Raw genomic sequence first — 24752 nt, 5'->3', positions numbered from 1 at the left:
CGGGTGGGCGTCAGGGGGCCAGTACCTCGGACGGGGCGGCCGCGCCTCCCAGGGCCGTGGTCTGGCCGGGGTGCATCGGCATATCGGTCAGGCCCGGGGAGTAGAGGTGCAGGCTGACCGCCGGGGTCAGGGCGTCGTTGACGACCTCGTGGACGTAGCCCGGGGCGAACACCCGCTGGGCGCCGGCCGCGAGCGTCCGGGGCCCGGTCGCGGTGTGCTCGGTCAACTCGCCCTCCAGGACGGTCAGCACACCGGAGGACACCCCGTGGTCGTGCCGCCCGCTGCCCTGCCCCGGCACCCAGCTCAGCAGCCACACCTCATAGCCAGGGCCCGTGCGCAGCCGGTGGTACCAGCGGGTGGTGGTGTCGTAGCGGACGAGCGGCGCCCAGGCGGCGCGGTCGGCGGCGATCGAGCGGGCCAGTCCCGCGAAGCCGGCGACGGTGGTGGGGTGCGAGGGAACGGGCGGCAGCAGGTGGGGGATGGCGAGCGGGTCGCCGGCGATCTGGACGTCGCTGTTCATGGGATTTCGGTTCCTCGGCCAAGGTGCTGGGGCCCCAGCCGTAGCTGGGGGAGGGCTGCGGCACGGCGCGGGCTCTCCCTGTGGGGGGCGCGGCGCGGCGACGCGGAGCAGGGGTGCTGCGGGGTGGTGCGAGCGAAAAGCTGGAGCTCAGTGGCTACGACAGCTGGAACAGCGACAGCGGGCCTGCGCAGCGCAGAGCGACCCGTAGGCACGGGTCAGTCGGAGCGCGGGGGTCGCTGGCATGCGGTCCAGGAGACCGGTTTCACTCGGCGATGTCAACTTGATGACCGGTTTGCCGTAAATCTTTCACCTCATCCGGTTACTCCGCCCGGAGAAAGGTTTGTGCAGTCGTTGGCACGGAGACATCGACCGGCAACCGCACCTTCAAACGCCGCTGCGGCCCCGTGATCCGTCTGTGATCTCCCCTGCTTCGGCGCGCGGGGTGCAACGTGAATGCCGCCTGATCGCGTCTTGGTGAGTGACGAAGGACGTGCCGGGTGGCACGCCCGGGGAAGTGTCCTGGTTTTTACTGATTTGAACACTTTCCGCATACGCTTGGTTCCGCCGAGTGAATAAGAGGCCCAATAGCAGATCTCGGCTTGACTGGCCCGGATCACCACACTTGTAATTTCACTCGTGTCGTTCAGCCGAAATCGATCACGGCTTGATCACGGGGACGTAAAGACAGACGAGGGGCGCACATGACCGAGCTGTTCCAGGAATTGCTGGTCGAGGAGGCGGATGAGGAGCTCGGCTGGCAGGAGCGCGCACTGTGCGCCCAGACCGACCCCGAGTCCTTCTTCCCGGAGAAGGGTGGCTCCACCCGCGAGGCCAAGAAGGTCTGTCTCGCCTGCGAAGTCCGGTCCGAATGCCTGGAGTACGCGCTCGCCAATGACGAGCGCTTCGGCATTTGGGGCGGCCTGTCCGAGCGCGAGCGGCGCCGGCTGAAGAAGGCCGCCGTCTGACGATGACAGCGCAGCCGGCCGGACCGGACGGGCGGGGCCTCACGGACCACGCCGCCGTACCACCTCAACTCCCCATATCCCCCTATAGCGAACACTCCGCCTCCTGCGACTCGTGCGCCGGAGGCGGACTGCTGTGTGCTGCTTCGTACGGGCCCGGTCGGGGGACCGGCGCGAACCATTAGTGTGGGGCCCCGTCCGAGATGCGCCGCCGCCCTGCCGGGCGCGCGCGTCGCCTCGTAGTCCGTCGCAGTGTCTTCCGGGGGCGGGGCCTTAGCGCGACTTCGCCGCGGGCCTTCGAACTCCCGGGTCCGGAGGGCCCGTACCTCGATGTCCGTGCACAGCCAGCCGGCGGCCCAGGCCGCCTCATACGCAGCCGCCACCCCAGAGTTCCCGAGGCACGTCGTCACCGCCGTGATCGTCTCCCATGACGGTGCCCGCTGGCTGCCCGACGCGCTCACCGGTCTGCTCGGCCAGGAGCGCCCGGTGCAGAACGTCATCGGCGCCGACACCGGCAGCGCGGACCGCTCCGCCCAGCTGCTCGCCGAGGCCATCGGGGACCAGCGGGTGCTGCACCTCGCCCGCCGCTCCGGATTCGGCACCGCCGTCGACGAAGCCGTCCGCACGGCCCCCGAACTCACCCCCGACGACCTGCCGTACCTGCGCCGCCCCAGCGGCTGGGACCCGGTCAGCCGCACCTGGCGCGACGAGGCCTACGACATGCCGGAGCTGCCGCACGGCGAACCGGTCCAGTGGCTGTGGCTGCTGCACGACGACTGCGCGCCCGAGCCGGACGCGCTCGCCGAGCTGCTGCGGGTCGCCGACGCCAGCCCCTCCACCGTGATCGTCGGCCCCAAGCTGCGCAGCTGGTACGACCGCCGGCAGCTGCTCGAAGCCGGCGTCAGCATCGCCCGCAGCGGTCGCCGTTGGACCGGCCTGGACCGCCGCGAACAGGACCAGGGCCAGCACGACCAGGTGCGCCCCGTGCTGTCCGTCTCCACCGCCGGCATGCTCATCCGCCGTGACGTCTACGAGGAGTTGGGCGGCTTCGACCGCCGGCTGCCGCTGATGCGCGACGACGTCGACCTGTGCTGGCGCGCCCAGGCCGCGGGACACCAGGTCCTGGTCGCACCGGACGCGATCCTGCGGCACGCCGAGGCCGCCGCCCGCGAGCGCCGCCCCATCGACTGCGTCGGCCGGAGCGTGGCCAACCCGCACCGCGTCGACAAGGCCGGCGCCGTCTACACCCTGCTCACCAACACCCGCGGCGCGATCCTCCCGTACGTCCTGCTGCGGCTGCTGATCGGCACCTTCCTGCGGGTCATCGCCTACCTCGTCGGCAAGGTCCCGGGCCAGGCGCTCGACGAACTCGCCGGACTCTTCGGCACTCTGCTGCGACCCGGCAAGATCCTCGCCGCACGGAAGAAGAGAGGCCGCCCCGCGGTCGACACCGGCGAACTGCGGCCGCTCTTCCCGCCCCCCGGCGCGACCGTGCGGGCCACCGTCGAACAGGTCGCCGGCAACCTCGCCGGGCGGGCCGCACCGGATGTGGCCTCGGCCGGCCGGCACGGCGCGGTCGAGTCCGGGCCCGGCGGCGACGACGCCGACTTCCTGGAGGTCGAGCAGTTCGCCCGGCTCAAGCGGATCGCCCGCAAGCCCGCACCGGTGCTCTTCCTCGTCCTGCTGCTGGTCTCGCTGGTCGCCTGCCGCGGCCTGCTCGGCTCCGGCGCGCTGACCGGCGGGGCGATGCTGCCCGCGCCCGGCAGCGTCTTTGATCTCTGGTCGGCCTACCTCGACAGCTGGCACGCCGTCGGGGTCGGCGGCAGCGCCTCCGCGCCGCCCTACCTGGCCGTCGTCGCCCTGCTGTCGAGCATCTTCCTCGGCAGCACCGGCTTCACCGTCACCCTGATGCTGGTCTGTTGCGTCCCGCTGGCCGGCCTCACCGCCTACTTCGCCTCCCGCCCGCTGGTCGCCTCCCGACTGCTGCGGGCCTGGGCGAGCATCGCGTACGCCTTCCTGCCCGCGGCCGCCGGCGCGCTGGCCGGCGGCCGGCTGGGCACCGCGGTGCTCGCCGTCCTGCTGCCGCTGATGGCGCGCGCCGCCGTCGCGGCGAGCGGACTGCGGCTGCCCGCGGGCAGCCGGCCCAGCTGGCGCGCCACCTGGGCATATGCGCTGCTGATCACCTTCACCATGGCCTTCACCCCGGTCGTCTGGCCGATCGCGGTGCTGCTCGGCACCGGCCTGCTGGTGCTGCGCTTCGCCGGTGGCCACCGCGACCAGCTGGGCGCCCACGGGCTGCGGTTCCTGGTCGTGCTCCTCGCGCCGCTCGTCGTGCTCGCCCCCTGGTCCCTGTCGCTGCTGACCCAGCCGTCCCGCTTCTTCCAGGAGGCCGGGCTCGGCTACGGCGCAGGCTCCGCCTCCGTGCTCGACCTCATCGGGCTCAGCCCCGGCGGCCCCAAGGCCGTCGGCGGGGTGCTGCTCTTCGGCATCGTGGCGGCCGCGCTCGCCGCGACCCTGCGCGACGAGCGGCAGCGCGCGATCCGCATCGCCTGGGCGGTGGCCCTGGCCGGCCTGCTGTTCGCGGCGCTGGGCAACGGCTCCGGCTGGACCGGGCCCGCGATGCTCGTCTATGGGCTGGCGCTGCTGTGCGCCGCCGCGATCGGCGCCGAGGGCATCCGCACCCGGATGGCCAGCCTCGGCTTCGGCTGGAAGCAGCCGGTCGCGGTGCTGATCGCGCTGGCGTCGGTGCTCGCCCCGCTCTACGCCGCGGTCAGCTGGATGATCACCGGTGCCGCCGGTCCGCTGGAGCGGCGCAACCCGGAGCAGGTCCCGGCCTTCGTCGCCGAGGAGGCCGGCACCTCCGACCGGGCCCGCACCCTGGTCCTCGACGGCACGCCGGGCCATGTCGACTACTCCCTCGTCCGCGGCTCCGGAGCCGAGCTCGGTGACGCCGACCTGGCCGCAGCGGCGGGCGAGGACAAGCGGCTCGGCGGCATCGTCGCCCACCTGGTGGCCGGCTCCGGCGCCGACCAGACCAACCAGCTCGGCGGCTACGCGGTCCGCTACGTCCTGGTCAGGGGCGGGGCACCGCGCGAGATGGGCCGGGTGCTGGACTCCACCCCGGGGCTGACCCGGCTCAGCCAGGACGACGGCAGCGCCCTGTGGCGCGTCGACCGCCGGGTCTCGCGGCTCTCGATCGTCGCGGGCGAGGCCAAGGACGGCACCAGCGCCGGCGAGGCCGCCGCGCCCGTCCCCGTACCGTCCGGACCCGTCGAGGCGCACACCAAGGTGCCCGCCGGTGCCGACGGCCGGGTGCTGCGCCTCGCGGACGCCGCCGACGAGGGCTGGCAGGCCACGCTCAACGGCACCCCGCTCAAGCCGCGGACCGTCGACGGCTGGGCCCAGGGCTTCACGCTCCCCGCGGGCGGCGGCACCCTCGACCTCACCCACGAGAACCCGCTCGGCCACACCCTCTGGCTGTGGGCGCAGGGCCTGCTCGCCGTCGTCCTGGTGGTCCTGGCGCTGCCGGGCCGCCGCCGGGAGATCGACGACGACCTGCCCGAGGACACGGCCGCCGCCCAGGCCGCCGCGGCGACCGGCGACGGCCGCCGGGCCCGGCGCCTGCGGGCCCAGGCCGAGGCCGCGGGCGCCCCCGAGGGGGCCGGTCCCGGCATCCCCGCGGCCCGGACGGGGGAGCAGCCGCAGGGCCCGGCCGCCGACCCGACGGCCCCTGTTGACCCGATGGCCCCTGCCGGCCCGATGGCCGCGGTGGTCCCCGCCCAGGACGCGGACGGCATGCCCGCCGGCCCCATGGGGGACGCCGACCCGTACGGCGCCGTGCCGCAGCAGCAGGAGTACGACGCCTGGCAGGCGGCCCGGCAGGGCGAGCCCGGTGTGCCGGGCCACCCCGGCGAACAGCAGCCCTACGCCCCCGGCGGCCCCTACCAGGCCGGGCCGTACGGCCCGCCGCCCTATCCGCCGGGCGACCCCTACCAGGCGGCGGGCCCGTACGCCGCGGACCCCTACCAGGCGGGCGCCTACGACCCGTACGGGTACGGGCAGCAGCAGTACGGCGACGGCGGGCCGCAGCACCAGCAGCCCTACGACGACGGCACCGAGTACCCGGGGTACTCCGGCTCCTACCCGGAGCCGCGCCGTGACGGGAGCGACCAGCAGTGAAGCGCACCATGATGTCCCTGATCGGCGTGAGCGTGGCGCTGGCCGCCGTCACCGGCGTCGCCGCCGTGGCCACGCCGGACGGCGGCGCCCCCGAGGCACCCCGCGGCGGCACCCGGCTGCCGGTCCAGCGCTCCGCGCTGCTGTGCCCCGCCCCGACCTCCTCCGAGGTCGGCGAGACCGCCTACACCGCCTTCGCCCCCCAGAAAGCCGCCGCCGGCGCGGACGGCAAGAAGAGCACCGCCCAGCTGCTGCCCGCCGGGACCGTCAAGGACACCGGCGGCACGGGCGGCGGCAAGGACAAGGGCAAGGGCAAGAAGGGCGCCAAGGGAGGCGAGGGCGCGGCGGACTCCGCCGCCGGACAGGCCGTCCCGCCCCGCGACACCAAGCCCGTCGTGCCCCTCCGGCAGGCCGGGCGGCCGGTCACCACGACCACCGACAGCGCCGACGCCCCCGCCCTCGTGGGCACGGCGGACGGCGCCCTCGCCCCCGGCTGGACCGTCCAGCAGACCACCTCGGTCGCCGCGGGCTCCGGCCGCGGCCTCCTGGGCCTGGGCTGCACCGCCCCCGACACCACGTTCTGGTTCCCCGGCGTCAGCACCGCCACCGACCGCCAGGACTACGTCCACCTCACCAACCCCGACTCGACCCCGGCCGTCGTCGACCTCGAACTGCGCGGCAAGGACGGGGCGTTGGCGGGCTCGGCCGGCGAGGACATCTCCGTCCCGCCGCACACCACGGTCCCCGTGCTGCTCTCCACCCTCACCGACACCCCCACCACCAATGCGACCCTGCATGTCGTCGCCCGCGAGGGCCGGGTCGGCGCCGCGGTCCAGGCGAGCGACAGCAAGCTCGGCAGCGACTGGCTGCCGCCCGCCGCCGACCCGTCGCCGAGCGTGGTGCTGCCCGGTGTCCCCAAGGACGCCACCTCCGTCCGGCTGGTCGCCCTCGCCCCCGGTGAGTCCGACGCCGACCTGAAGGTGCAACTGGCCACCCCGACCGGGATGATCACCCCCGCCGGAGTGGAGACCCTGCACCTCAAGAGCGGGATGACCACGGCGGTGGACCTCAAGGACCTGACCAAGGGCGAAGCCGGCTCGCTGGTGCTCACGCCCTCCGACAGCGGCTCCAAGGTCCCGGTCGCGGCCGCGCTGCGGGTGACCCGCGGCAAGGGCGCCAAGCAGGAGATGGCGTTCATCCCCGCGACCCGGCCCGTCGAGAAGCGCGCCACCGCCGTCGACAACCGCGGCAAGGACGCCACCCTCTCGCTGGTCGCGCCGGAGAAGGGCAAGGACGCCAAGGTGAAGGTCACCGCGTCGGCCGGCAGCGGCGGCGGGAGTCCGGTCACCAAGACGTACACGGTCAAGGGCGGCACCAGCCTCGATGCCGTCCCGCCCCGCCCGACGGGCCTGAAGGGGAGCTACGCCCTGACGGTGGAGCCGGAGCCCGGCAGCGGCCCCGTCTACGCGTCCCGCATGCTGGCCCGGCCCCAGGGCGGGGTGCCCGCCTTCACCGTCCAGCCGATGCCCGACGACCGGAGCTCGGTCCTCGTGCCGACCGCGGGCCAGGACCTGTCGGTCCTCACCGACTGACCGCACCGGCTCCGGCGGACCCGCGCGACGGCCTCAGTCCTGGCCGTAGCGCGGGTCCACCGACTCCGGGGCCAGCCCCAGCAGTTCGGCGACCTGCTCGACCACGACCTCGTGCACCAGCAGCGCCCGCTCGTCACGGCTCTTCGTCCGGATCTCCACCGGCCTGCGGTAGATCACGATCCGGTCGCGATATCCGCCCGCGGCGGGCGCCACCCGCCCCAGCGGCACGGTCTCCTCGCCGGCGTCCGTGTCCGGCCCGTCGTCCGGCCCGGACCCGGGCACCTCCAGGACGAGGAAGTCGACCTGGGAGAGCTGCGGCCAGCGCCGCTCCAGCCGGTCCCGGGAGTCATAGACAAGATCCACGAACGCGTCGGCGCGGGTCACCGACAGCGGCACCTGGGGCGGCGCGATCGGGCCGCGCATGCCGCGGCCGTGGCGGTCGCGGCGGCGGATCCGCGGCTGCGCCGGTCGGGGAGGTACGGGAGCGTCCATCAGCATCGAGCGTAGCCGTCCGGCGCCGCCGGACACCGGGGAGCGCGGCAAGACGTGGCATGTCGTCGGCTGACCGGAGCTGTCCGCATCGAGTCCGTTTGCCTGCCCGCACGAGATCACGGACCGAATCGGAATGGCAGGAAATGTATCGAGTCGTCACCGGATTCCGCGCCGCGCGGCGTCCGCCCCGGCGTGCCCGGCCCAGGTCAGGTCGAGCGGGTGCAGGTCAGACGCATCGGACGAAGCGGGACGACACGGTTGGGTGAGCCGGGGGAGAGTCGTCGCGGCCCGCTCAAGAGTGCGGTACCGTCCAACGTCGTGAGCCCTGTACGTCGCTGTTCGCGCACTGCGTGCGGCCGCCCCGCCGTCGCAACGCTGACGTACGTCTATGCGGATTCGACCGCCGTGCTCGGACCGCTCGCCACCTACGCCGAACCGCACTGCTACGACCTGTGCGCCGAGCACTCCGAGCGCCTGACCGCGCCCCGCGGCTGGGAAGTTGTCCGCCTCGCCCTCGACTCCGGCCCGCCCCGCCCCAGCGGCGACGACCTCGAAGCCCTCGCGAACGCCGTACGCGAGGCGGCCCGCCCCCAGGAGCGTGCGGCCGGCGCCGGCGGCACCCCGGATCCGGGCGCCCGCGACACCCACCCCATGGAGGTCGCCCGCCGGGGCCACCTCCGGGTGCTGCGCTCGCCGGATTCCTGACCCCGGCGGGCCGTTGCACCGTTCCGCCGGGCCCGCAGGGCAGCACCTGCCGGCCCGCGTGCCGCGCCGCCGCCCGGTAGGTTGGGAGTCCGTAATGACTCTCCAGGAGGGCTGGCTGTGACTGATCTGTCGCAGATCGTGAAGGCGTATGACGTACGCGGCGTCGTCCCCACCCAGTGGGACGAGCCCCTGGCCGAGCTGTTCGGAGCGGCCTTCGCCGAGATCACCGGCGCGGACGCGATCGTGACCGGACACGACATGCGGCCCTCCTCGCCCGGCCTGTCCCGCGCGTTCGCCCGCGGCGCCGCGGCCCGCGGCGCGGACGTCACGGAGATCGGTCTCTGCTCGACCGACGAGCTGTACTTCGCCAGCGGCGCCCTGGACCTGCCCGGCGCCATGTTCACCGCCTCGCACAACCCCGCCCGGTACAACGGCATCAAGATGTGCCGGGCGGGCGCGGCGCCGGTCGGCCAGGACACCGGTCTCGCCGAGATCCGCGCACTGGTCGAGCGCTGGTCCGACGAGGGCGCCCCGGAGCCGGTCGCCGGAACGGGCAGTGTGACCCAGCGCGATGTCCTCGATGACTACGCCGCCCACCTGCGCGGCCTGGTGGACCTCAGCGGCATCCGCCCGCTGAAGGTCGTGGTCGACGCGGGCAACGGCATGGGCGGACACACCGTCCCCACCGTCTTCGAGGGCCTGCCGCTCGAACTGGACGCCATGTACTTCGAGTTGGACGGCTCGTTCCCGAACCACGAGGCCAACCCGCTGGATCCGAAGAACATCGTCGATCTCCAGGCGCGGGTGCGCGAGAGGGGCGCCGACCTCGGCCTCGCCTTCGACGGTGACGCCGACCGCTGCTTCGTCGTCGACGAGAACGGCGATCCGGTCTCCCCGTCCGCGATCACCGCCCTGGTCGCCGCCCGCGAGCTGGCCAAGCACCCCGGCGGAACGGTCATCCACAACCTGATCACCTCCTGGTCGGTGCCGGAGGTCGTCAAGGAGAACGGCGGCAAGCCGGTCCGCACCCGCGTCGGACACTCCTTCATCAAGGAGGAGATGGCCAAAACCGGCGCGATCTTCGGCGGCGAGCACTCCGCGCACTACTACTTCCGCGACTTCTGGAACGCCGACACCGGCATGCTCGCCGCGATGCACGTCCTGGCGGCCCTCGGCGGCCAGCAGTGCCCGCTGTCGCAGCTGGTCGCCCGGTACGACCGGTACGCGGCCTCCGGCGAGATCAACAGCACCGTCGACGACCAGACCGGCCGGCTCGCCGCGATCAAGGCGGCCTACGAGGGCCGGGCCGGCGTCACCCTCGACGAGCTGGACGGACTGACCGTCACCGCCGACGACTGGTGGTTCAACGTGCGCGCCTCCAACACCGAGCCGCTGCTCCGGCTGAACGTCGAGGCCCGCGACCGGGCGACGGCCGACCGGGTCCGCGACGAGGCCCTGGGCATCATCCGCGCCTGAGGCCCCGCACCCGCGCCCGGCGCCGCCGGGACCGGGCCGGGGCCGCCCGTGCCCCGGTGCCGGCGCCGGGCGGTGGCGGGCGCATGCGGAACCCCGCCGCCCGCCACCCCCAAACTCCTCCGAGCACGCCCCCGCCCCCCGCCCGGCGGTAGGCTGGCCACGCCGCAACCGCCCCGAAGGAGCACCGTCCATGCCGGTCGACGCCAGCTTGATCCAGATCCTCGCCTGCCCGGCGTGCCACGCCCCGCTCGACGACCGGACCGCCGACGACCCCGCCGAGCTGCGGTGCACCTCCGGCGACTGCGGCCTCGCCTACCCCGTCCGGGACGGCATCCCCGTACTCCTCGTCGACGAGGCCCGCCCCCAGGGCACGGAAGGCACCACCAGCCCCGCCTGACCGGGCGCCGCCGGGCCCGCCCCGGCCCCGCCCCGAGTTCCCCCGCCCGTACCGGCGATCGGAGGCCGCGCCCACCATGCTCGACGAGTCACTCCTCGACACCCCTGACGCACTGGCGGGCGCCGACCGCTTCGGTCTGCTGCGCGGCGTCGCCGAATCCGGCGCCCGGGTCCGCACCGCCGCCCGCAGCGCCGCCGAATCCGGCATCCCCGAACTCACCCCCGACGGACGCCCGCGCTCCGTGCTCGTCGCCGGGCCCAGCCCTGCCGCGGCCGGGGTCGCCGATCTCCTGCGGGCGCTCGGCGGCGGCAGCTGCCCGGTCACCCTGATCCCGCCCACCGGAGTCGCCCCGCTCCCCGGCGCCCTGCGCTGGACCCTGCCCGGCTGGGCCGGGCCCCTGGACCTGCTGCTGCTCCCCGGCCCGGACGCCGCCGACCCCGGCCTCGCCGAGCTGGTCGAGCAGGCCTACCGCCGCGGCTGCGCCGTCGTCGCCGTCACCCCGGCCGGCGGCCCGCTCGCCGACGCCGTCACCCAGGCCCGCGGCCTGGCCGTCCCGCTGGCGACCACCCCCTACGACGCCGAATTCGACCTCGAGGGCGCCCCGCCGGCCGCCCCCGGCACCCTCTGGTCGGTGCTCATCCCGCTGCTCTCGCTCGCCGACCGGATCGGCCTGCTCAGCGCCCCGCCGGAGGACCTGAGCAAGCTCGCCGACCGCCTCGACCAGCTCGCCGAACGCTGCGGCCCGGCCATCCCGACGTACACCAACCCCGGCAAGACCCTCGCCGCCGACCTCGCCGACTCCTTCCCGCTGATCTGGACCGAAGGCACCATCGCCGGCGCCATCGGCCGGCACTTCGCCACCGAGCTGTCCGGGCTCGCCGGCCGCCCCGCGCTCGCCGCCGAGCTGCCCGAAGCGCTCGCCACCCACCGCACCCTGCTCGCCGGAGCGCTGGCCGCCGGCGCCGACCCCGACGACTTCTTCCGCGACCGGGTCGAGCAGCCCGCGGCGATGCACGCCAGAGTGGTGCTGCTGCGCGAGCAGGAGCCCGGCCCGCTGTCCGCCACCCGCGCCGCCCAGGCGCTCGCCGAGGAGCGCGACACCGCCGTCAGCGAACTGGAACCGGAAGCCGGCACCGATCTGGAGAAGGCCGCGGAACTACTCGCCATCGTGGATTTCGGCGCCGTTTACCTGGCGCTCGCCGGCACCGAGTGATCTGTGACGGCCGGCCCGCACCCGCAGGCCGGCCGCATGACTGCGCAGCCACGTACGTCCCTCAGGAAGCAGTAGTCCCATGGACCGCCTCGCCAATACCGTGCGCCCCTACGCCTGGGGTTCCACCACCGCCCTCCCGGAACTCCTCGGCATCGCACCGACCGGCGAACCGCAGGCCGAGATGTGGATGGGCGCCCACCCCGGCGCCCCCTCCCGCATCGACCGCGGCGCGGGCCCCGTCTCCCTGGCCGAGGTGATCGACGCCGCCCCGGAAACCGAACTCGGCGCCGACACCGTCCGCGCCTTCGGCCCCCGGCTGCCCTTCCTGCTCAAACTGCTCGCGGCCGGCTCCCCGCTCTCCCTCCAGGTCCACCCCGATCTGGCGCAGGCCGGGGAGGGCTTCGCCGACGAGGAGCGGCGCGGCATCCCCGTCGACGCCGCCCACCGCAACTACAAGGACGCCAACCACAAGCCCGAACTGATCGTCGCGCTCACCCCCTTCGACGGGCTGTGCGGCTTCCGGCACCCGGCGCAGGCCGCCGACCTCCTCGCGGGCCTGGACCTCGACGACCTCACGCCGTACGTCGACATCCTGCGCGCCAGTCCGGAGGAGGACGCGCTGCGCGAGGTGTTCACCGCCGTCCTGAGCGCCGAGCACCACGCGATCGCCGGCACCGTCGAGCGGGCGGCCCTCGCCGCCGACCGGCTGGCGGACAAGGGCGGCCCGTACGCCGACGACTACGCCGCCTACGCCGGCATCGCCCACCACCACCCGGGCGACCCCGGCGTGCTGGCCGCCATGCTGCTCAACCACGTCCAACTCCAGCCCGGCGAGGCGCTGTTCCTCGGCGCCGGCATCCCGCACGCCTACCTCAGCGGCCTCGGCGTCGAGCTGATGGCCAACTCGGACAACGTGCTCCGCTGCGGTCTGACCCCCAAGCACGTCGACGTACCGGAACTGCTGCGGGTGGTCCGCTTCGAGGCCGGCGACGCGGGGGTGCTGCGCCCCGAAGCGGTGGACGGGGAGGAGATCTACGACACCCCCATCGACGAGTTCCGCCTCTCCCGCTTCGCTCTGGCCCCCGGCGCCGCCCCGCGCCCGCTCGTCTCCCGCACGCCGCAGATCCTGCTGTGCACGGCGGGGGCGGTCCGGGTGCGGGGCGGCGGAGGTGCAGGTGACGGGGGCGGCGCCGGCGGTTCTGCCGAGGTGGGGGGCGAATTGACCTTGTCGCCTGGTGAGTCCGCATTCGTACCGGCCGGTGAGCGCCTCACGATCGCCGGCGAGGGCACGCTCTTCCGCGCGACGGTGGTGGCCTGAGCTCCTACGGGGGCGGCCGCTGGGCGAGTGCCGGGGGTGGGAAACCGTCGCCGGGGCCTCGGAAACCCTCGCCGAGGGCCGGCAGGCGTCCCCCGGGCGTCGCAAACCGTCCCCCGGGCGTCGCAAACCGTCCCCCGGGCGTCGGGAACCGTCCGCCGGGCGTCGGGAACCGTCCGCCAGGTGGCCTCCTGGTGGACGCCCGCCGCGGGGCTGCAACAATGACCGCCGCAGCATTAAAGCGGCGGTAAAGGCCGGACGACGGAAGGGACATGCGGCACCTATGAGCGCATCAGGCGGGACAAAGGCGATCGTTGCGGCGCTGGGCGCCAACCTGGCGATCGCCGCAGCGAAGTTCGTGGCCTTCGCCTTCAGCGGCTCGTCCTCGATGCTGGCCGAAGGCGTGCACTCCATCGCGGACTCCGGCAACCAGGGCCTGCTGCTGCTCGGCGGCAAGAAGGCCAAGCGCGCGGCCACCACCGAGCACCCCTTCGGCTACGGCCGCGAACGCTACATCTACGGCTTCCTCGTCTCCATCGTCCTGTTCACCATCGGCGGCGTCTTCGCGCTCTACGAGGGCTACGAGAAGATCCACGAGCCGCACGCGCTGGACAACTGGTACTGGCCGGTCGGCGTCCTGGTCTTCGCGATCATCGCCGAGGGCTTCTCCTTCCGTACGGCGATCAAGGAGTCCAACGAGCTGCGCGGCAAGCAGACCTGGGCTCAGTTCGTCCGCCGCGCCAAGGCCCCCGAGCTGCCGGTCGTGCTGCTGGAGGACTTCGGCGCGCTGGTCGGTCTGGTCCTCGCGCTGGGCGGCGTCGGGCTCACCCTCGCCACCGGCGACGGCATCTGGGACGGCATCGGCACCATGTGCATCGGTGCGCTGCTGGTGGTGATCGCCCTGGTCCTGGCCGCCGAGACCAAGTCGCTGCTGCTGGGCGAGGCGGCCGGCCCCGAGCAGCTGGCCAAGATCCGCGAGGCGGTGGTCGACGGTGAGGTCGTCACCCGCGTCATCCACATGCGCACGCTCCACCTCGGCCCCGAGGAGCTGCTGGTCGCCGCCAAGATCGCGGTCCAGCACGACGACACCGCCACCCAGATCGCCCAGGCCATCAACGCCGCCGAGGCCCGCATCCGCGAGGCCGTACCGATCGCCCGGGTCATCTACCTGGAGCCCGACATCTACAACGAGGCCACCGCCGCCGCCGGCGCCGACCCGTCAAAGACCCCGGGCGGAGTCTGAGCCCGACGGCGGCCACGACTCCGACGGCGGCCACCCGCGCCGAGGCCCGAGCCCCGAGCAGGCACCGGCGCCGAGCCCGGCGCCGCCCCTGTGAACGAGCGGCCCCCGCACTCCTGGCGAGTGCGGGGGCCTTCGCCGTACGACGCCCGGCCTGTCGATCACACCCGTCGACCGCGGTCTCCCGACCACGGCCTGACGACCGGGGCCCAAAACCACGGCCTCACGGCCACGGCCCAAAACCACGGCCTCACGGTCACGGCTGCTGATCGCTGCCCTACGGCCACGGCCCGTCGACCACTGGTGAGTCACGCAATCGAGCCACGCAATCGAGCCACGGAATACCGCCCCGGACCGCCGCGTTCCAGGCCCCGAGGGGGCCCTCGCGTCCCCTACGGGATCTGTTCGCCCACGCCCTAGTGGTGCCCCGAAGACGCGCCGTTGTGCCCCCAGGGGCGCACAACGGCGCCGCGTACGGGGCGCCTTAACGGATCTCACCAAGGACGCACAGAATCGCCGCCTCGTCCTCCGCACCCTGCAGCCGGGCCCGGAATTCCGCGTCCATCAGCTTCCGCGACAGCAGCGCCAGGATGCGCAGGTGCTCGTCGCCGGCAGCTGCCTCCGGCACCGAGATCATGAAGACCAGCCTGGCGGGCGTGCCGTCCGGCGAGCCCCAGTCGATACCGTCCGCCGACCGCGCGAGGGCGACGACCGGAGCGGTCACCGCATCCGTCTTGGCATGCGGAATGGCGATCTCCTCGCCGAGCCCGGTAGTGCCCTGTGCCTCACGCGCCAGCGCCACCCGGACCAGTTCGTCGACGTCCGCCACCCTGCCGGTACCGGCCGCCAGCTCGGCCATCTCCCGGATCGCCGCTTCCTTCCCGTCGGCGTCGAGCCGCGTCTTGACGGTCTGCACGGTCAGATAGCCGGAGAGCACCTGGACGGCGCCGTCGCTGCCGTCCTTGTCACCGTTGGTGTCGCGTTCGACTCCGTCCCCGCTGACCTCGTCGTCACCACCGGCCCCGGAGACATTGCCGTCCGCGGCATCGCCATTCCCCGCCTGCCCAGGGCTGGTGGCGCTCCCGGGGACGTCGGCAACAGCCGCGGCTATACGGGACGCACCACCCGCCCCAGCAGCAGACCCGGCACCCCCTCCGCCGGCAACGACCACGGGCTCCGCCCCCGGCTCCACATCCGACACGGCCCTTGCCGACTCCACCGACCCCACACCGGCAGCCGCCGTCCCGACCGCATCAACGCCGAGACGAGCACCCCCGGCCATCCCACCACCGGCGCCGTCAACGGTGACACCAGCACCAGCCCAGGCCACCCGCGCGCCCCCGGCCGCCCCCGCCGGCACGACCCCGCCCTTTCTCCGCCCTGAAACATCCACCAACATCACCGTCGTCAGCGCCGTGACCACCGTCCCGATCACCACGGCGACGAAGAACACCGGCACCCCGTCGACCGCGCCCAGCACCGCCACGATCGGCCCGCCGTGCGGCACCGCGTCCGCCACCCCGGCCATCCCCGCCACGGCTCCGGCCACCGCGCCGCCGAGCATGTTCGCCGGGATGACCTGCGCGGGCCGTGCCGCGGCGAACGGGATCGCGCCCTCCGAGATCCCGAAGAGCCCCATGAACAGCGCCGCTATCCCCGTCTCCCGCTCCTGCTCGGAGTACAGGCGCCGGCGGATCAGCGTGGCCAGCCCCTGCCCGAGCGGCATCACCGGGATCGCGGCCGCGCACATGCCCATGACCGTCTGGTTTCCGGAGGCGATCAGGCCGGAACCGAACAGGAACGCCGTCTTGTTGACCGGTCCGCCCATGTCGAAGGCGATCATCAGCCCGAGGACCGCCCCCAGCACGATCGCGCTGGTCCCGGTCATGCCGCTGAGCCAGCCGGTGAGATGCGTGAACACCCAGGAGATCGGCTTGCCGAGCACATAGATGAAGAAGAGTCCGAGTGCGGTCGTCGCCACGATCGGGATCACGATGATCGGCATGATCGGCCGGGCGAACTTCGGAACCTCGACCTTCTTGATCCACACGACCAGATACCCGGCCAGAAAGCCCGTGACGATCCCGCCGATGAAGCCGGCGCTCGCGTCCTTCATCCCGTACAACTCGCCGTGTGTGGCGATCCACCCGCCGATCATGCCCGGTACCAGCGCGGGCCGGTCACCGATCGCATAGGCGATATAGCCGGAGAGGACCGGCACCATCAGCTGGAAGCCGATGGTGCCGATGTGGTTGACGTCCTCCCAGAACGAACCGGGGGCGATCTTCAGCCCCTCGGGCGTCGGATGACCGCCCACCGCCAGCGAGATCGCGATCAGCAGACCGCCGACCACCACGAACGGAATCATGTAACTGACGCCGTTCATCAGCGCTTTGTACGCAACGCTGCGCTCCCGGCCGCCACCGGCGCCCCCGGCACCCGGCGCCGCACCCTCCTCGGCCCCGGCCCCAGCTCCTGCCCTGCCTCGGGCTCCGGCCCCGTCACCCTCCGCGCGCCCGTACACCGGCGCACTCCGCACTCGCTCGATCAGCCGCTCGGGATGGCGGATGCCCTCGGCCACTCCGACGGCCAGGACCCGCTTGCCGACGAACCGGCTGCGGTCCACCTCCTTGTCCGCGGCGATGATGACGCCGTCCGCCTCTCTGACATCGTTGTCAGACAGGACGTTCTCGGCCCCGATGGACCCCTGTGTCTCCACCTTGATCTCGTGCCCGAGGGCCCGGGCGGTCTGGGTCAGCTTCTCCGCGGCCATGTACGTGTGGGCGATCCCGGTCGGGCAGGCGGTCACCGCGAGCAGTTTCAGCCCCTGCCCGCTCTTCACCGCGCCCTCGGGGGGATCAGCTGGAGTGGTGGTCACGCGAGTCTCCTTACGAACGTGCGCGCGCGGGTGCATCCGTTCCCGCGCTGCCAGGCATCCTGCATGACGTCGCAGCACGCGCCAACCCCTCCGGGCCCCCGGCCCCAGCAGCCGGAACGCGTGTCGCCGCCCCGGATCCCGGTAGGCAACATCGTCTCCCGCTACCCCGGGCCCCGGGAGGCAACGGCGGCCCCGCTGCTCCGGATGCCAAGAGGCAACGTCCTTCCCGCTGCCCCGGATCCCGGGAACCAACGTCCGTCCCACCGCCCCGGAACCCGAAAGGCAACCCCCGTCCCGCCGCCCCGCAACCCGGGAAACAACCCCCGTCCCGCCACCCCTGCCCGACCGGCACCGCCCCCACCCCGGCCCCTCCTGGCTGGGGTTCACCGGGCCGATCGGTGTAGATTCGTGACCAGTGCCAGACGTCGCTGCTGATGGCGGTCGGGCGGCCCGCACCGCGGACCGGCCGAGGGAGAGAGGGCCTCCGACGGACTGCGCTGCGGCCAACGGGAGAGGTGCGTCCGCTTCCGCGTACGCTCGTATACGCCCCGGTCACCACCGGGGACCCGGCCCGCGCCGCAGACTGCCAGCCCATCCACCTCGACGCTCGAGGAGCAGCCCGCATGACGACAGCAGCCACCGGCCAGGACTTCAAGGTCGCCGACCTGTCCCTCGCCGCCTTCGGCCGCAAGGAGATCACCCTCGCCGAGCACGAGATGCCCGGCCTGATGGCGATCCGCAAGGAGTACGCCGCCGCCCAGCCGCTGGCCGGTGCCCGGGTCACCGGTTCCCTGCACATGACCGTGCAGACCGCCGTCCTGATCGAGACCCTGGCCGCCCTGGGCGCCGAGGTCCGCTGGGCGTCCTGCAACATCTTCTCCACCCAGGACCACGCCGCCGCGGCCATCGCGGTCGGCCCGAACGGCACCCCGGACGACCCCCAGGGCATCCCGGTCTTCGCCTGGAAGGGCGAGTCGCTGGAGGAGTACTGGTGGTGCACGGAGCAGGCGCTGACCTGGCCGAACTCGCCCACCGGCGGCCCGAACATGATCCTCGACGACGGTGGTGACGCCACCCTCCTGGTCCACAAGGGCGTCGAGTACGAGAAGGCCGGCAAGGTCCCGGCGCTGGAGACCGCGGAGAGCGACGAGCACCGCGCGATCCTGGAGCTGCTGACCCGCACGCTGGACGAGGCCCCGCAGAAGTGGACGAACCTGGCCTCCGAGATCCGCGGTGTCACCGAGGAGACCACGACCGGCGTGCACCGTCTGTACGAGATGCACCGTGACGGGGACCTGCTCTTCCCGGCGATCAACGTGAACGACGCCGTGACGAAGTCGAAGTTCGACAACAAGTACGGCTGCCGTCACTCCCTCATCGACGGCATCAACCGCGCCACCGATGTCCTGATCGGCGGCAAGACGGCCGTGGTCTGCGGCTACGGCGACGTCGGCAAGGGCTGCGCGGAGTCCCTGCGCGGCCAGGGCGCCCGCGTCATCATCACCGAGGTCGACCCGATCTGCGCCCTGCAGGCCGCGATGGACGGCTACCAGGTCACCACCCTCGAGGACGTCGTCGAGACCGCCGACATCTTCGTCACCACGACCGGCAACAAGGACATCATCCTGGCCTCGCACATGGCGCGGATGAAGCACCAGGCGATCGTGGGCAACATCGGCCACTTCGACAACGAGATCGACATGGCCGGCCTGGCGAAGCTGGAGGGCATCGTCAAGGAAGAGGTCAAGCCCCAGGTCCACACCTGGACCCACCCGGACGGCAAGGTCCTGATCGTGCTGTCCGAGGGCCGCCTGCTCAACCTGGGCAACGCCACAGGTCACCCCTCCTTCGTCATGTCCAACTCGTTCGCGGACCAGACGCTGGCCCAGATCGAGCTGTTCACCAAGCCCGAGGAGTACCCCACCGACGTCTATGTGCTGCCCAAGCACCTGGACGAGAAGGTGGCCCGTCTCCACCTCGACGCGCTGGGCGTCAAGCTCACCGAGCTGCGTCCCGAGCAGGCCGCCTACATCGGCGTCCAGGTCGAGGGCCCGTACAAGCCCGACCACTACCGCTACTGAGCCGGCTCCAGCGGGCGATCGCCAACCGGTCGGCCCCGCCGACCGCTGGTGCTCCCCACAGCAGCCGGTGATCCCAGGCCCTCGCCCCTCACGGCGGGGGCCTGGCCCATGAGGACCCCGGACAGACCCGCCGCCCGCGACGCACCGGCACGTCGCCGCCCGAAGGACTCGATCCCCTATGCCCCGCGGCCACTACTCCCTCCACGACCCGCACGATCACACCCCCCTCGGTGAAGAGCACTTCCACTGCGCCACCGGCCCCTCGGGCTGGCGCTATGTCTCCCAGATCGTCAACCCTTCCGGCGACCACACCGGCTCCGTCGACCTCACCCTCGACGAACTCGGCCGGCCCCTCCGCCTCGAACTCCACGCCTCCGCCTGGCAGGTCCGCGGCGCCGCCCTGGAGGGCGTCACCTGGGTACGCACCGACCCGACCGGTGAACACGCCACCGAAGGCAACGTCCCCGCCCACGCCTTCACCGGCGCGTCCCCCGCGTTCCTCATCGCCACCGCGCGCCTCCTGCGCCCCGCCCTCGGCGCCGGCGCCGTCCGCACCCGCCTCGTTGCCTTCACACCCCCCGTCCTCGCCCCCCGCACGCTCGACCAGTCCTGGGCCCTGCTGAAAAGCACACCACACGCCACTGACAACGCCCCCCTGATCGCCGACGAATACCAGGTCAACGACCTGGAGACCGGCGAACAGCACACCGTCCACATCGCCGGCGACGTGGTCCTCTCCGCCCCCGGCATCGAACTCGAATCCCTCGAATCCCCACCGTCGACGTTCCCCTGACACGCCTGCTCCGCCGGTCTCCGCCCGTCACCGTCGCGGCAGGCCCGTCGCGGTGTGTCCGTCGCCGCAGTCCCCGTGACGGCGGGCCTCCGCGCTCATGCTCGTGCCAGGTCTGCGCACGACCTGCCACGGCACCCTATGGGCCGACGCGGAGCGCACCCTGCCCCGACCACCGAATACGCCAGGCCCGAACGGGCGCACCCACCGCCCCACGCCCGCCGGGCCTACCCGCCGCCCGGTTCCCCCACCCCTCACCGGTGCCTCACACCGGCGGCGCAAACCCCGTACGCGGCAGCCTCCCCGCTCCGCCGCTCTCCTCATCACCCCGACGCTCCCGCTGCTCCGGCACCCCGAGCACCCCCACACCGTCCTGGCACGCCGACTCGCCCCGGGCCGCCGCACCACCCCCGGCCCCGGGAGCCCCGGCCTCGGGAGCCCCAGCCCCACCCCCGGGCGCCGCCCAGCCCCCAGCCGCAGCCGAGGACACCGCATTCCCTGCCGTCGCCAGGCCCTCTGCCGCCCCGGGGCGCCCCGCTGCACCAGGCGACGCGGCATCCGCACCCACCCCCGCCGCCCGAACCAACCCCTCCGGCTCCCCACGCCAGGACTCCCCAGCGCCGGCAACGCCCCCACCGCCCGCTACCCCTCCGAAGGCCGTCGTCCCGACCGCTGCCGGCGCCGTCCCGTAGCGCCCCGCCGTACCTCCGGCCGCTGCCGTACCTCCGGCCGCTGCCGTCCCGCCCGCCGCGACCGACCCCCCGAACGCCCGCCGCGACTCCCGCGCCTGCCGTTCCCCGACCACCGCCGCCAGATACGCCGCCGGATGCACCCCCGTCGGCCCCGGCACCCCGGTGAACTCCCGCAGATCCTCCGCCAGCCGCCCCGCCATCGCCCCGCCGACCTCCGGATCGAGCTGCCCCATCCGCGTCAGGTACTGCCGCACCGTCAGCCACCACGAATCGGGCACTCGCGACAGATCCAGCGCCCCGAGCTCCGCCACCAGCCAGGTAGGCGGAGGCGGCAGCGCCGTCCCCGCCTCCGCCACCGGCATCCGCTCCCGTATGACCAGCGTCCCTGCGAACACATCCCCCACCCGGCGCCCCCGCTCCGACAGCAGGGAGGCGACGGCCGCCACCACCCCCATCGTCATCACGATCTCGATGGCCCCCATCCCCCCGCGCACCAACGCGTGCCGGAACCGGATCGGCCCGCCGTCCTCCCGGACGACCCGCAGCCCGCAGACCAGCTTCCCCAGCGACCGCCCATGGCTCAGCGTTTCGATGACGATGGGTATCCCGACCTGCACCAGTACGAACGTGGCCACCGATACGGCCGCCACCGCCGCACTGTCCATCGACGAGGTCGCGCTCAACAGCAGCAGCGAGGCACCGAGGTAGACCGCCCAGGCCACCGCCACATCGATGGCCACCGCCAGCCCCCGGCTCGGAAGCCTGGCCGGCCGCAGCCCCAGCACCACCGCTTCACCCGTGACGAGTCCACCCACGCCGCGCTCACTCCCTCTCGTTCCCCGATGTCCCGCCCACCCCACGCCGGACACGGCCAGTCTGCCAAGCTGATCCGGCCCCCACCCACGGCGCTGCGAGGAGCGACACCACATGGACCTCGATGTCTTCGTCACGGCCCATGGCGCCGAATGGGACCGCCTCGACACCCTGCTCGACCGCAAACGCCGCCTCACCGGAGCCGAGGCCGACGAACTGGTCGCCCTCTACCAGCGCACCACCACCCACCTCTCCCTCCTCCTCTCCAGCGCCCCGGACCCGGTGCTGATCAGCCGCCTCACCTCTCTGGTGGCCCGTGCCCGCAGCACGGTCACCGGCGCCCGCAAGGCCTCCTGGCGCGACACCGCCCGCTTCTTCACCACGGCTTTCCCCGCGGCGGTCTACCGCCTGCGCCACTGGTGGATCCCGACCGCGATCCTCTCCACCGCGGTCGCCGCCCTCCTCGGCTGGTGGATCGCCGCCCACCCGGACGTTCAGGCGGCGATCGGCGCCCAGGAGGACCTACGCAATATGACCCGCCCCGGTGGCGAATACGAGACGTACTACTCCAGTCATCCCGCCGCCTCCTTCGCCGCCCAGGTATGGACGAACAATGCTCAGGCCGTCGCCCTGTGCCTCGTCCTCGGAGCCTTTGCCGGCCTCCCCGTCCTGTGGATCCTCTTCCAGAACATGCTCAATCTGGGCGTCGGCATCGGCCTGATGTCCTCGGCCGGCCGCCTCGACACCTTCCTCGGGCTGATCCTTCCGCACGGTCTCCTTGAGCTGACCGCCGTCTTCATCGCGGCCGGCATCGGCCTCCGCCTGGGCTGGACCCTCATCGACCCGGGTCCCCGCACCCGCCGAACCGCCCTGGCCCAGGAAGGGCGCTCCGCCCTCGGCGTCGCCATCGGACTCGCCGCGGTCCTCTTCATATCCGGCGCCCTTGAAGGCTTCGTCACCCCTTCCGGCCTGCCCACCTGGGCCCGCATCGGCATCGGCATCGCCGCCGAACTCGCCTTCCTCCTCTACGTCTACGTCCTGGGCGGCCGCGCCGTACGTGCCGGAGCCACCGGGGACGTGGACCTCACCGACCGCGAAGCCACCGTCCCGACCGCCGCGTGATGTGCATCGGCCCCCGCTGGCCTGCTAATCTCCTCTTCGCCCCAGGAGCCCGTTGACACGAGCGCCAGGGGGAGGTAGATTCGAACGGTTGCAACGAACTGGACAAGTTCATCCGCGACGGTTAGTATCCTCTCCGCTTCGGTCGGAATTTCTCTTCGACGAGGCGCAACCGACCACTTATCGGAAGTCCCGGTCGATCAATTCGACCGAATCCCTTCTGATAAAGTCGGAAAAGCCAAAAGGCAAACCCCTCCGACGGGGAATCGGAAACGAATTCGGGCCGGCAACGGAACGAAATCGGGTCTGCTAGAGTCGGAAAGGCCGGAAAGCGAAAGCTGAACGGCCGACCCGCTCCAACAGGGCGCCGGACACGGAAACGGATCTGGTACGGTTGGAAAGCGCGAAGAAGCCGAAAGGCGGAAACGCACCGGCGAAAATCGGGACCGCAAGGATCTGATAGAGTCGGAAACGCAAGACCGAAGGGAAGCGCCCGGAGATCCTGGTGAAACAGGAACAAAGGAAGCGTCCGTTCCTTGAGAACTCAACAGCGTGCCAAAAGTCAACGCCAGATATGTTGATACCCCGTCTCCATCATGGAGATGAGGTTCCTTTGAAAGCCCACCACGGCCCGAGCGGTCGGGGTGGCACACACAGCGAGGACGCTGTGAACGACCGGACTTATTCCGTCCGCTCGTTCCGCTCTCGTGTGTGTTCACCGGATTACCGGTAAACATTCACGGAGAGTTTGATCCTGGCTCAGGACGAACGCTGGCGGCGTGCTTAACACATGCAAGTCGAACGATGAACCTCCTTCGGGAGGGGATTAGTGGCGAACGGGTGAGTAACACGTGGGCAATCTGCCCTTCACTCTGGGACAAGCCCTGGAAACGGGGTCTAATACCGGATACGACCTCCGACCGCATGGTCTGGTGGTGGAAAGCTCCGGCGGTGAAGGATGAGCCCGCGGCCTATCAGCTTGTTGGTGGGGTGATGGCCTACCAAGGCGACGACGGGTAGCCGGCCTGAGAGGGCGACCGGCCACACTGGGACTGAGACACGGCCCAGACTCCTACGGGAGGCAGCAGTGGGGAATATTGCACAATGGGCGAAAGCCTGATGCAGCGACGCCGCGTGAGGGATGACGGCCTTCGGGTTGTAAACCTCTTTCAGCAGGGAAGAAGCGAGAGTGACGGTACCTGCAGAAGAAGCGCCGGCTAACTACGTGCCAGCAGCCGCGGTAATACGTAGGGCGCAAGCGTTGTCCGGAATTATTGGGCGTAAAGAGCTCGTAGGCGGCTTGTCACGTCGGATGTGAAAGCCCGGGGCTTAACCCCGGGTCTGCATTCGATACGGGCAGGCTAGAGTTCGGTAGGGGAGATCGGAATTCCTGGTGTAGCGGTGAAATGCGCAGATATCAGGAGGAACACCGGTGGCGAAGGCGGATCTCTGGGCCGATACTGACGCTGAGGAGCGAAAGCGTGGGGAGCGAACAGGATTAGATACCCTGGTAGTCCACGCCGTAAACGTTGGGAACTAGGTGTGGGCGACATTCCACGTCGTCCGTGCCGCAGCTAACGCATTAAGTTCCCCGCCTGGGGAGTACGGCCGCAAGGCTAAAACTCAAAGGAATTGACGGGGGCCCGCACAAGCAGCGGAGCATGTGGCTTAATTCGACGCAACGCGAAGAACCTTACCAAGGCTTGACATACACCGGAAAACCCTGGAGACAGGGTCCCCCTTGTGGTCGGTGTACAGGTGGTGCATGGCTGTCGTCAGCTCGTGTCGTGAGATGTTGGGTTAAGTCCCGCAACGAGCGCAACCCTTGTTCTGTGTTGCCAGCATGCCCTTCGGGGTGATGGGGACTCACAGGAGACTGCCGGGGTCAACTCGGAGGAAGGTGGGGACGACGTCAAGTCATCATGCCCCTTATGTCTTGGGCTGCACACGTGCTACAATGGCCGGTACAATGAGCTGCGATACCGCGAGGTGGAGCGAATCTCAAAAAGCCGGTCTCAGTTCGGATTGGGGTCTGCAACTCGACCCCATGAAGTCGGAGTTGCTAGTAATCGCAGATCAGCATTGCTGCGGTGAATACGTTCCCGGGCCTTGTACACACCGCCCGTCACGTCACGAAAGTCGGTAACACCCGAAGCCGGTGGCCCAACCCCTTGTGGGAGGGAATCGTCGAAGGTGGGACTGGCGATTGGGACGAAGTCGTAACAAGGTAGCCGTACCGGAAGGTGCGGCTGGATCACCTCCTTTCTAAGGAGCACTTCTTACTCGGACTT

General features: G+C 71.8%; 16 protein-coding genes and 1 rRNA gene. 13 read left to right on the top strand and 4 right to left on the bottom strand.

Features of this window, described 5'->3' with window-relative positions:
* Positions 1 to 10: 10 nt before the first annotated feature.
* Positions 11 to 520, bottom strand: coding sequence for a cysteine dioxygenase family protein (locus CFW40_RS13100; protein WP_088797955.1), 510 nt, complete (start codon positions 518 to 520; stop codon positions 11 to 13).
* A 701-nt stretch (positions 521 to 1221) separates the two neighbouring features.
* On the opposite strand from CFW40_RS13100, the gene CFW40_RS13090 reads away from it, so the two are divergent.
* The 3 genes from CFW40_RS13090 to CFW40_RS13080 all read left to right on the top strand — a co-directional run bounded on the left by CFW40_RS13090 (position 1222) and on the right by CFW40_RS13080 (position 7250).
* Positions 1222 to 1485: a WhiB family transcriptional regulator gene (locus CFW40_RS13090; RefSeq protein ID WP_003983763.1), complete on the top strand. Its 264-nt coding sequence runs from the start codon at positions 1222 to 1224 to the stop codon at positions 1483 to 1485.
* Between the two features lie 327 nt (positions 1486 to 1812).
* Positions 1813 to 5661: a glycosyltransferase family 2 protein gene (locus tag CFW40_RS13085; protein WP_088797954.1), complete on the top strand. Its 3849-nt coding sequence runs from the start codon at positions 1813 to 1815 to the stop codon at positions 5659 to 5661.
* The gene (locus tag CFW40_RS13080) at positions 5658 to 7250 is read left to right on the top strand and encodes a DUF5719 family protein (RefSeq protein WP_088797953.1); all 1593 of its coding nucleotides are present in this window, start codon (positions 5658 to 5660) and stop codon (positions 7248 to 7250) included. Before CFW40_RS13085 ends, CFW40_RS13080 begins: the two co-directional genes overlap by 4 nt.
* A gap of 33 nt (positions 7251 to 7283) precedes the next feature.
* On the opposite strand, the gene CFW40_RS13075 is transcribed toward CFW40_RS13080, so the two are convergent.
* Positions 7284 to 7742, bottom strand: coding sequence for a metallopeptidase family protein (locus CFW40_RS13075; RefSeq protein WP_176956513.1), 459 nt, complete (start codon positions 7740 to 7742; stop codon positions 7284 to 7286).
* A 258-nt stretch (positions 7743 to 8000) separates the two neighbouring features.
* On the opposite strand from CFW40_RS13075, the gene CFW40_RS13070 reads away from it, so the two are divergent.
* From CFW40_RS13070 to CFW40_RS13045, 6 genes are all read left to right on the top strand, one after another.
* Complete coding sequence (locus CFW40_RS13070; RefSeq protein WP_088797952.1) at positions 8001 to 8447, top strand: DUF3499 domain-containing protein; 447 nt, start codon at positions 8001 to 8003, stop codon at positions 8445 to 8447.
* Positions 8448 to 8564: 117 nt separating this feature from the next.
* Positions 8565 to 9923 (top strand): phosphomannomutase/phosphoglucomutase, encoded by a 1359-nt coding sequence (locus CFW40_RS13065; RefSeq protein WP_088797951.1) that lies wholly within the window; start codon positions 8565 to 8567, stop codon positions 9921 to 9923.
* Positions 9924 to 10113: 190 nt separating this feature from the next.
* Positions 10114 to 10320: a Trm112 family protein gene (locus tag CFW40_RS13060; protein WP_088797950.1), complete on the top strand. Its 207-nt coding sequence runs from the start codon at positions 10114 to 10116 to the stop codon at positions 10318 to 10320.
* A gap of 76 nt (positions 10321 to 10396) precedes the next feature.
* Entirely contained in the window at positions 10397 to 11533 is a 1137-nt protein-coding gene (locus CFW40_RS13055; protein WP_088797949.1) for an SIS domain-containing protein, read from the top strand.
* A gap of 79 nt (positions 11534 to 11612) precedes the next feature.
* Positions 11613 to 12851 carry a mannose-6-phosphate isomerase, class I gene (gene manA, locus CFW40_RS13050; RefSeq protein WP_088797948.1) on the top strand — a complete coding sequence of 413 codons (1239 nt, stop codon included), beginning with the start codon at positions 11613 to 11615 and terminating at the stop codon, positions 12849 to 12851.
* Between the two features lie 280 nt (positions 12852 to 13131).
* A complete protein-coding gene (locus CFW40_RS13045; protein WP_088797947.1) occupies positions 13132 to 14091 on the top strand; it encodes a cation diffusion facilitator family transporter in 960 nt (319 codons plus the stop codon).
* Positions 14092 to 14572: 481 nt separating this feature from the next.
* On the opposite strand, the gene CFW40_RS13040 is transcribed toward CFW40_RS13045, so the two are convergent.
* On the bottom strand, positions 14573 to 16966 hold the full coding sequence (locus CFW40_RS13040) for a fructose-specific PTS transporter subunit EIIC (RefSeq protein WP_305532205.1): 2394 nt from the start codon (positions 16964 to 16966) through the stop codon (positions 14573 to 14575).
* 623 nt (positions 16967 to 17589) lie between these two features.
* On the opposite strand from CFW40_RS13040, the gene ahcY reads away from it, so the two are divergent.
* Positions 17590 to 19047, top strand: coding sequence for an adenosylhomocysteinase (gene ahcY, locus CFW40_RS13035; RefSeq protein ID WP_088797945.1), 1458 nt, complete (start codon positions 17590 to 17592; stop codon positions 19045 to 19047).
* 178 nt (positions 19048 to 19225) lie between these two features.
* Positions 19226 to 19840, top strand: a complete 615-nt coding sequence (locus CFW40_RS13030; RefSeq protein WP_088797944.1) for a hypothetical protein — start codon at positions 19226 to 19228, stop codon at positions 19838 to 19840.
* A gap of 262 nt (positions 19841 to 20102) precedes the next feature.
* Here the strand turns inward: CFW40_RS13030 and CFW40_RS13025 are convergent, their stop codons facing one another.
* Complete coding sequence (locus CFW40_RS13025; protein ID WP_088797943.1) at positions 20103 to 21344, bottom strand: RDD family protein; 1242 nt, start codon at positions 21342 to 21344, stop codon at positions 20103 to 20105.
* Positions 21345 to 21456: 112 nt separating this feature from the next.
* Between CFW40_RS13025 and CFW40_RS13020 the strand changes: the two genes are divergently transcribed.
* Positions 21457 to 22464, top strand: a complete 1008-nt coding sequence (locus CFW40_RS13020; protein ID WP_088797942.1) for a stage II sporulation protein M — start codon at positions 21457 to 21459, stop codon at positions 22462 to 22464.
* Between the two features lie 733 nt (positions 22465 to 23197).
* Positions 23198 to 24726, top strand: a 16S ribosomal RNA gene (locus CFW40_RS13010).
* The last annotated feature ends 26 nt before the right edge of the window (positions 24727 to 24752 follow it).

The sequence above is a fragment of the Streptomyces sp. 2114.4 genome (assembly GCF_900187385.1).
GTDB classification, from domain to species: Bacteria; Actinomycetota; Actinomycetes; order Streptomycetales; family Streptomycetaceae; genus Streptomyces; species Streptomyces mooreae.
The sequence above is the reverse complement of the archived record's forward strand: the minus strand, read 5'-3'. Positions and strand labels throughout refer to the sequence as shown.

Coding starts and splice junctions, on each gene's coding strand:
- CFW40_RS13100 (WP_088797955.1), bottom strand. CDS start 520: ATGAACAGCGACGTCCAGATCGCCGGCGACCCGCTCGCCATCCCCCAC.
- CFW40_RS13090 (WP_003983763.1), top strand. CDS start 1,222: ATGACCGAGCTGTTCCAGGAATTGCTGGTCGAGGAGGCGGATGAGGAG.
- CFW40_RS13085 (WP_088797954.1), top strand. CDS start 1,813: ATGTCCGTGCACAGCCAGCCGGCGGCCCAGGCCGCCTCATACGCAGCC.
- CFW40_RS13075 (WP_176956513.1), bottom strand. CDS start 7,742: ATGGACGCTCCCGTACCTCCCCGACCGGCGCAGCCGCGGATCCGCCGC.
- CFW40_RS13060 (WP_088797950.1), top strand. CDS start 10,114: ATGCCGGTCGACGCCAGCTTGATCCAGATCCTCGCCTGCCCGGCGTGC.
- CFW40_RS13055 (WP_088797949.1), top strand. CDS start 10,397: ATGCTCGACGAGTCACTCCTCGACACCCCTGACGCACTGGCGGGCGCC.
- manA (WP_088797948.1), top strand. CDS start 11,613: ATGGACCGCCTCGCCAATACCGTGCGCCCCTACGCCTGGGGTTCCACC.
- CFW40_RS13045 (WP_088797947.1), top strand. CDS start 13,132: ATGAGCGCATCAGGCGGGACAAAGGCGATCGTTGCGGCGCTGGGCGCC.
- ahcY (WP_088797945.1), top strand. CDS start 17,590: ATGACGACAGCAGCCACCGGCCAGGACTTCAAGGTCGCCGACCTGTCC.
- CFW40_RS13030 (WP_088797944.1), top strand. CDS start 19,226: ATGCCCCGCGGCCACTACTCCCTCCACGACCCGCACGATCACACCCCC.
- CFW40_RS13020 (WP_088797942.1), top strand. CDS start 21,457: ATGGACCTCGATGTCTTCGTCACGGCCCATGGCGCCGAATGGGACCGC.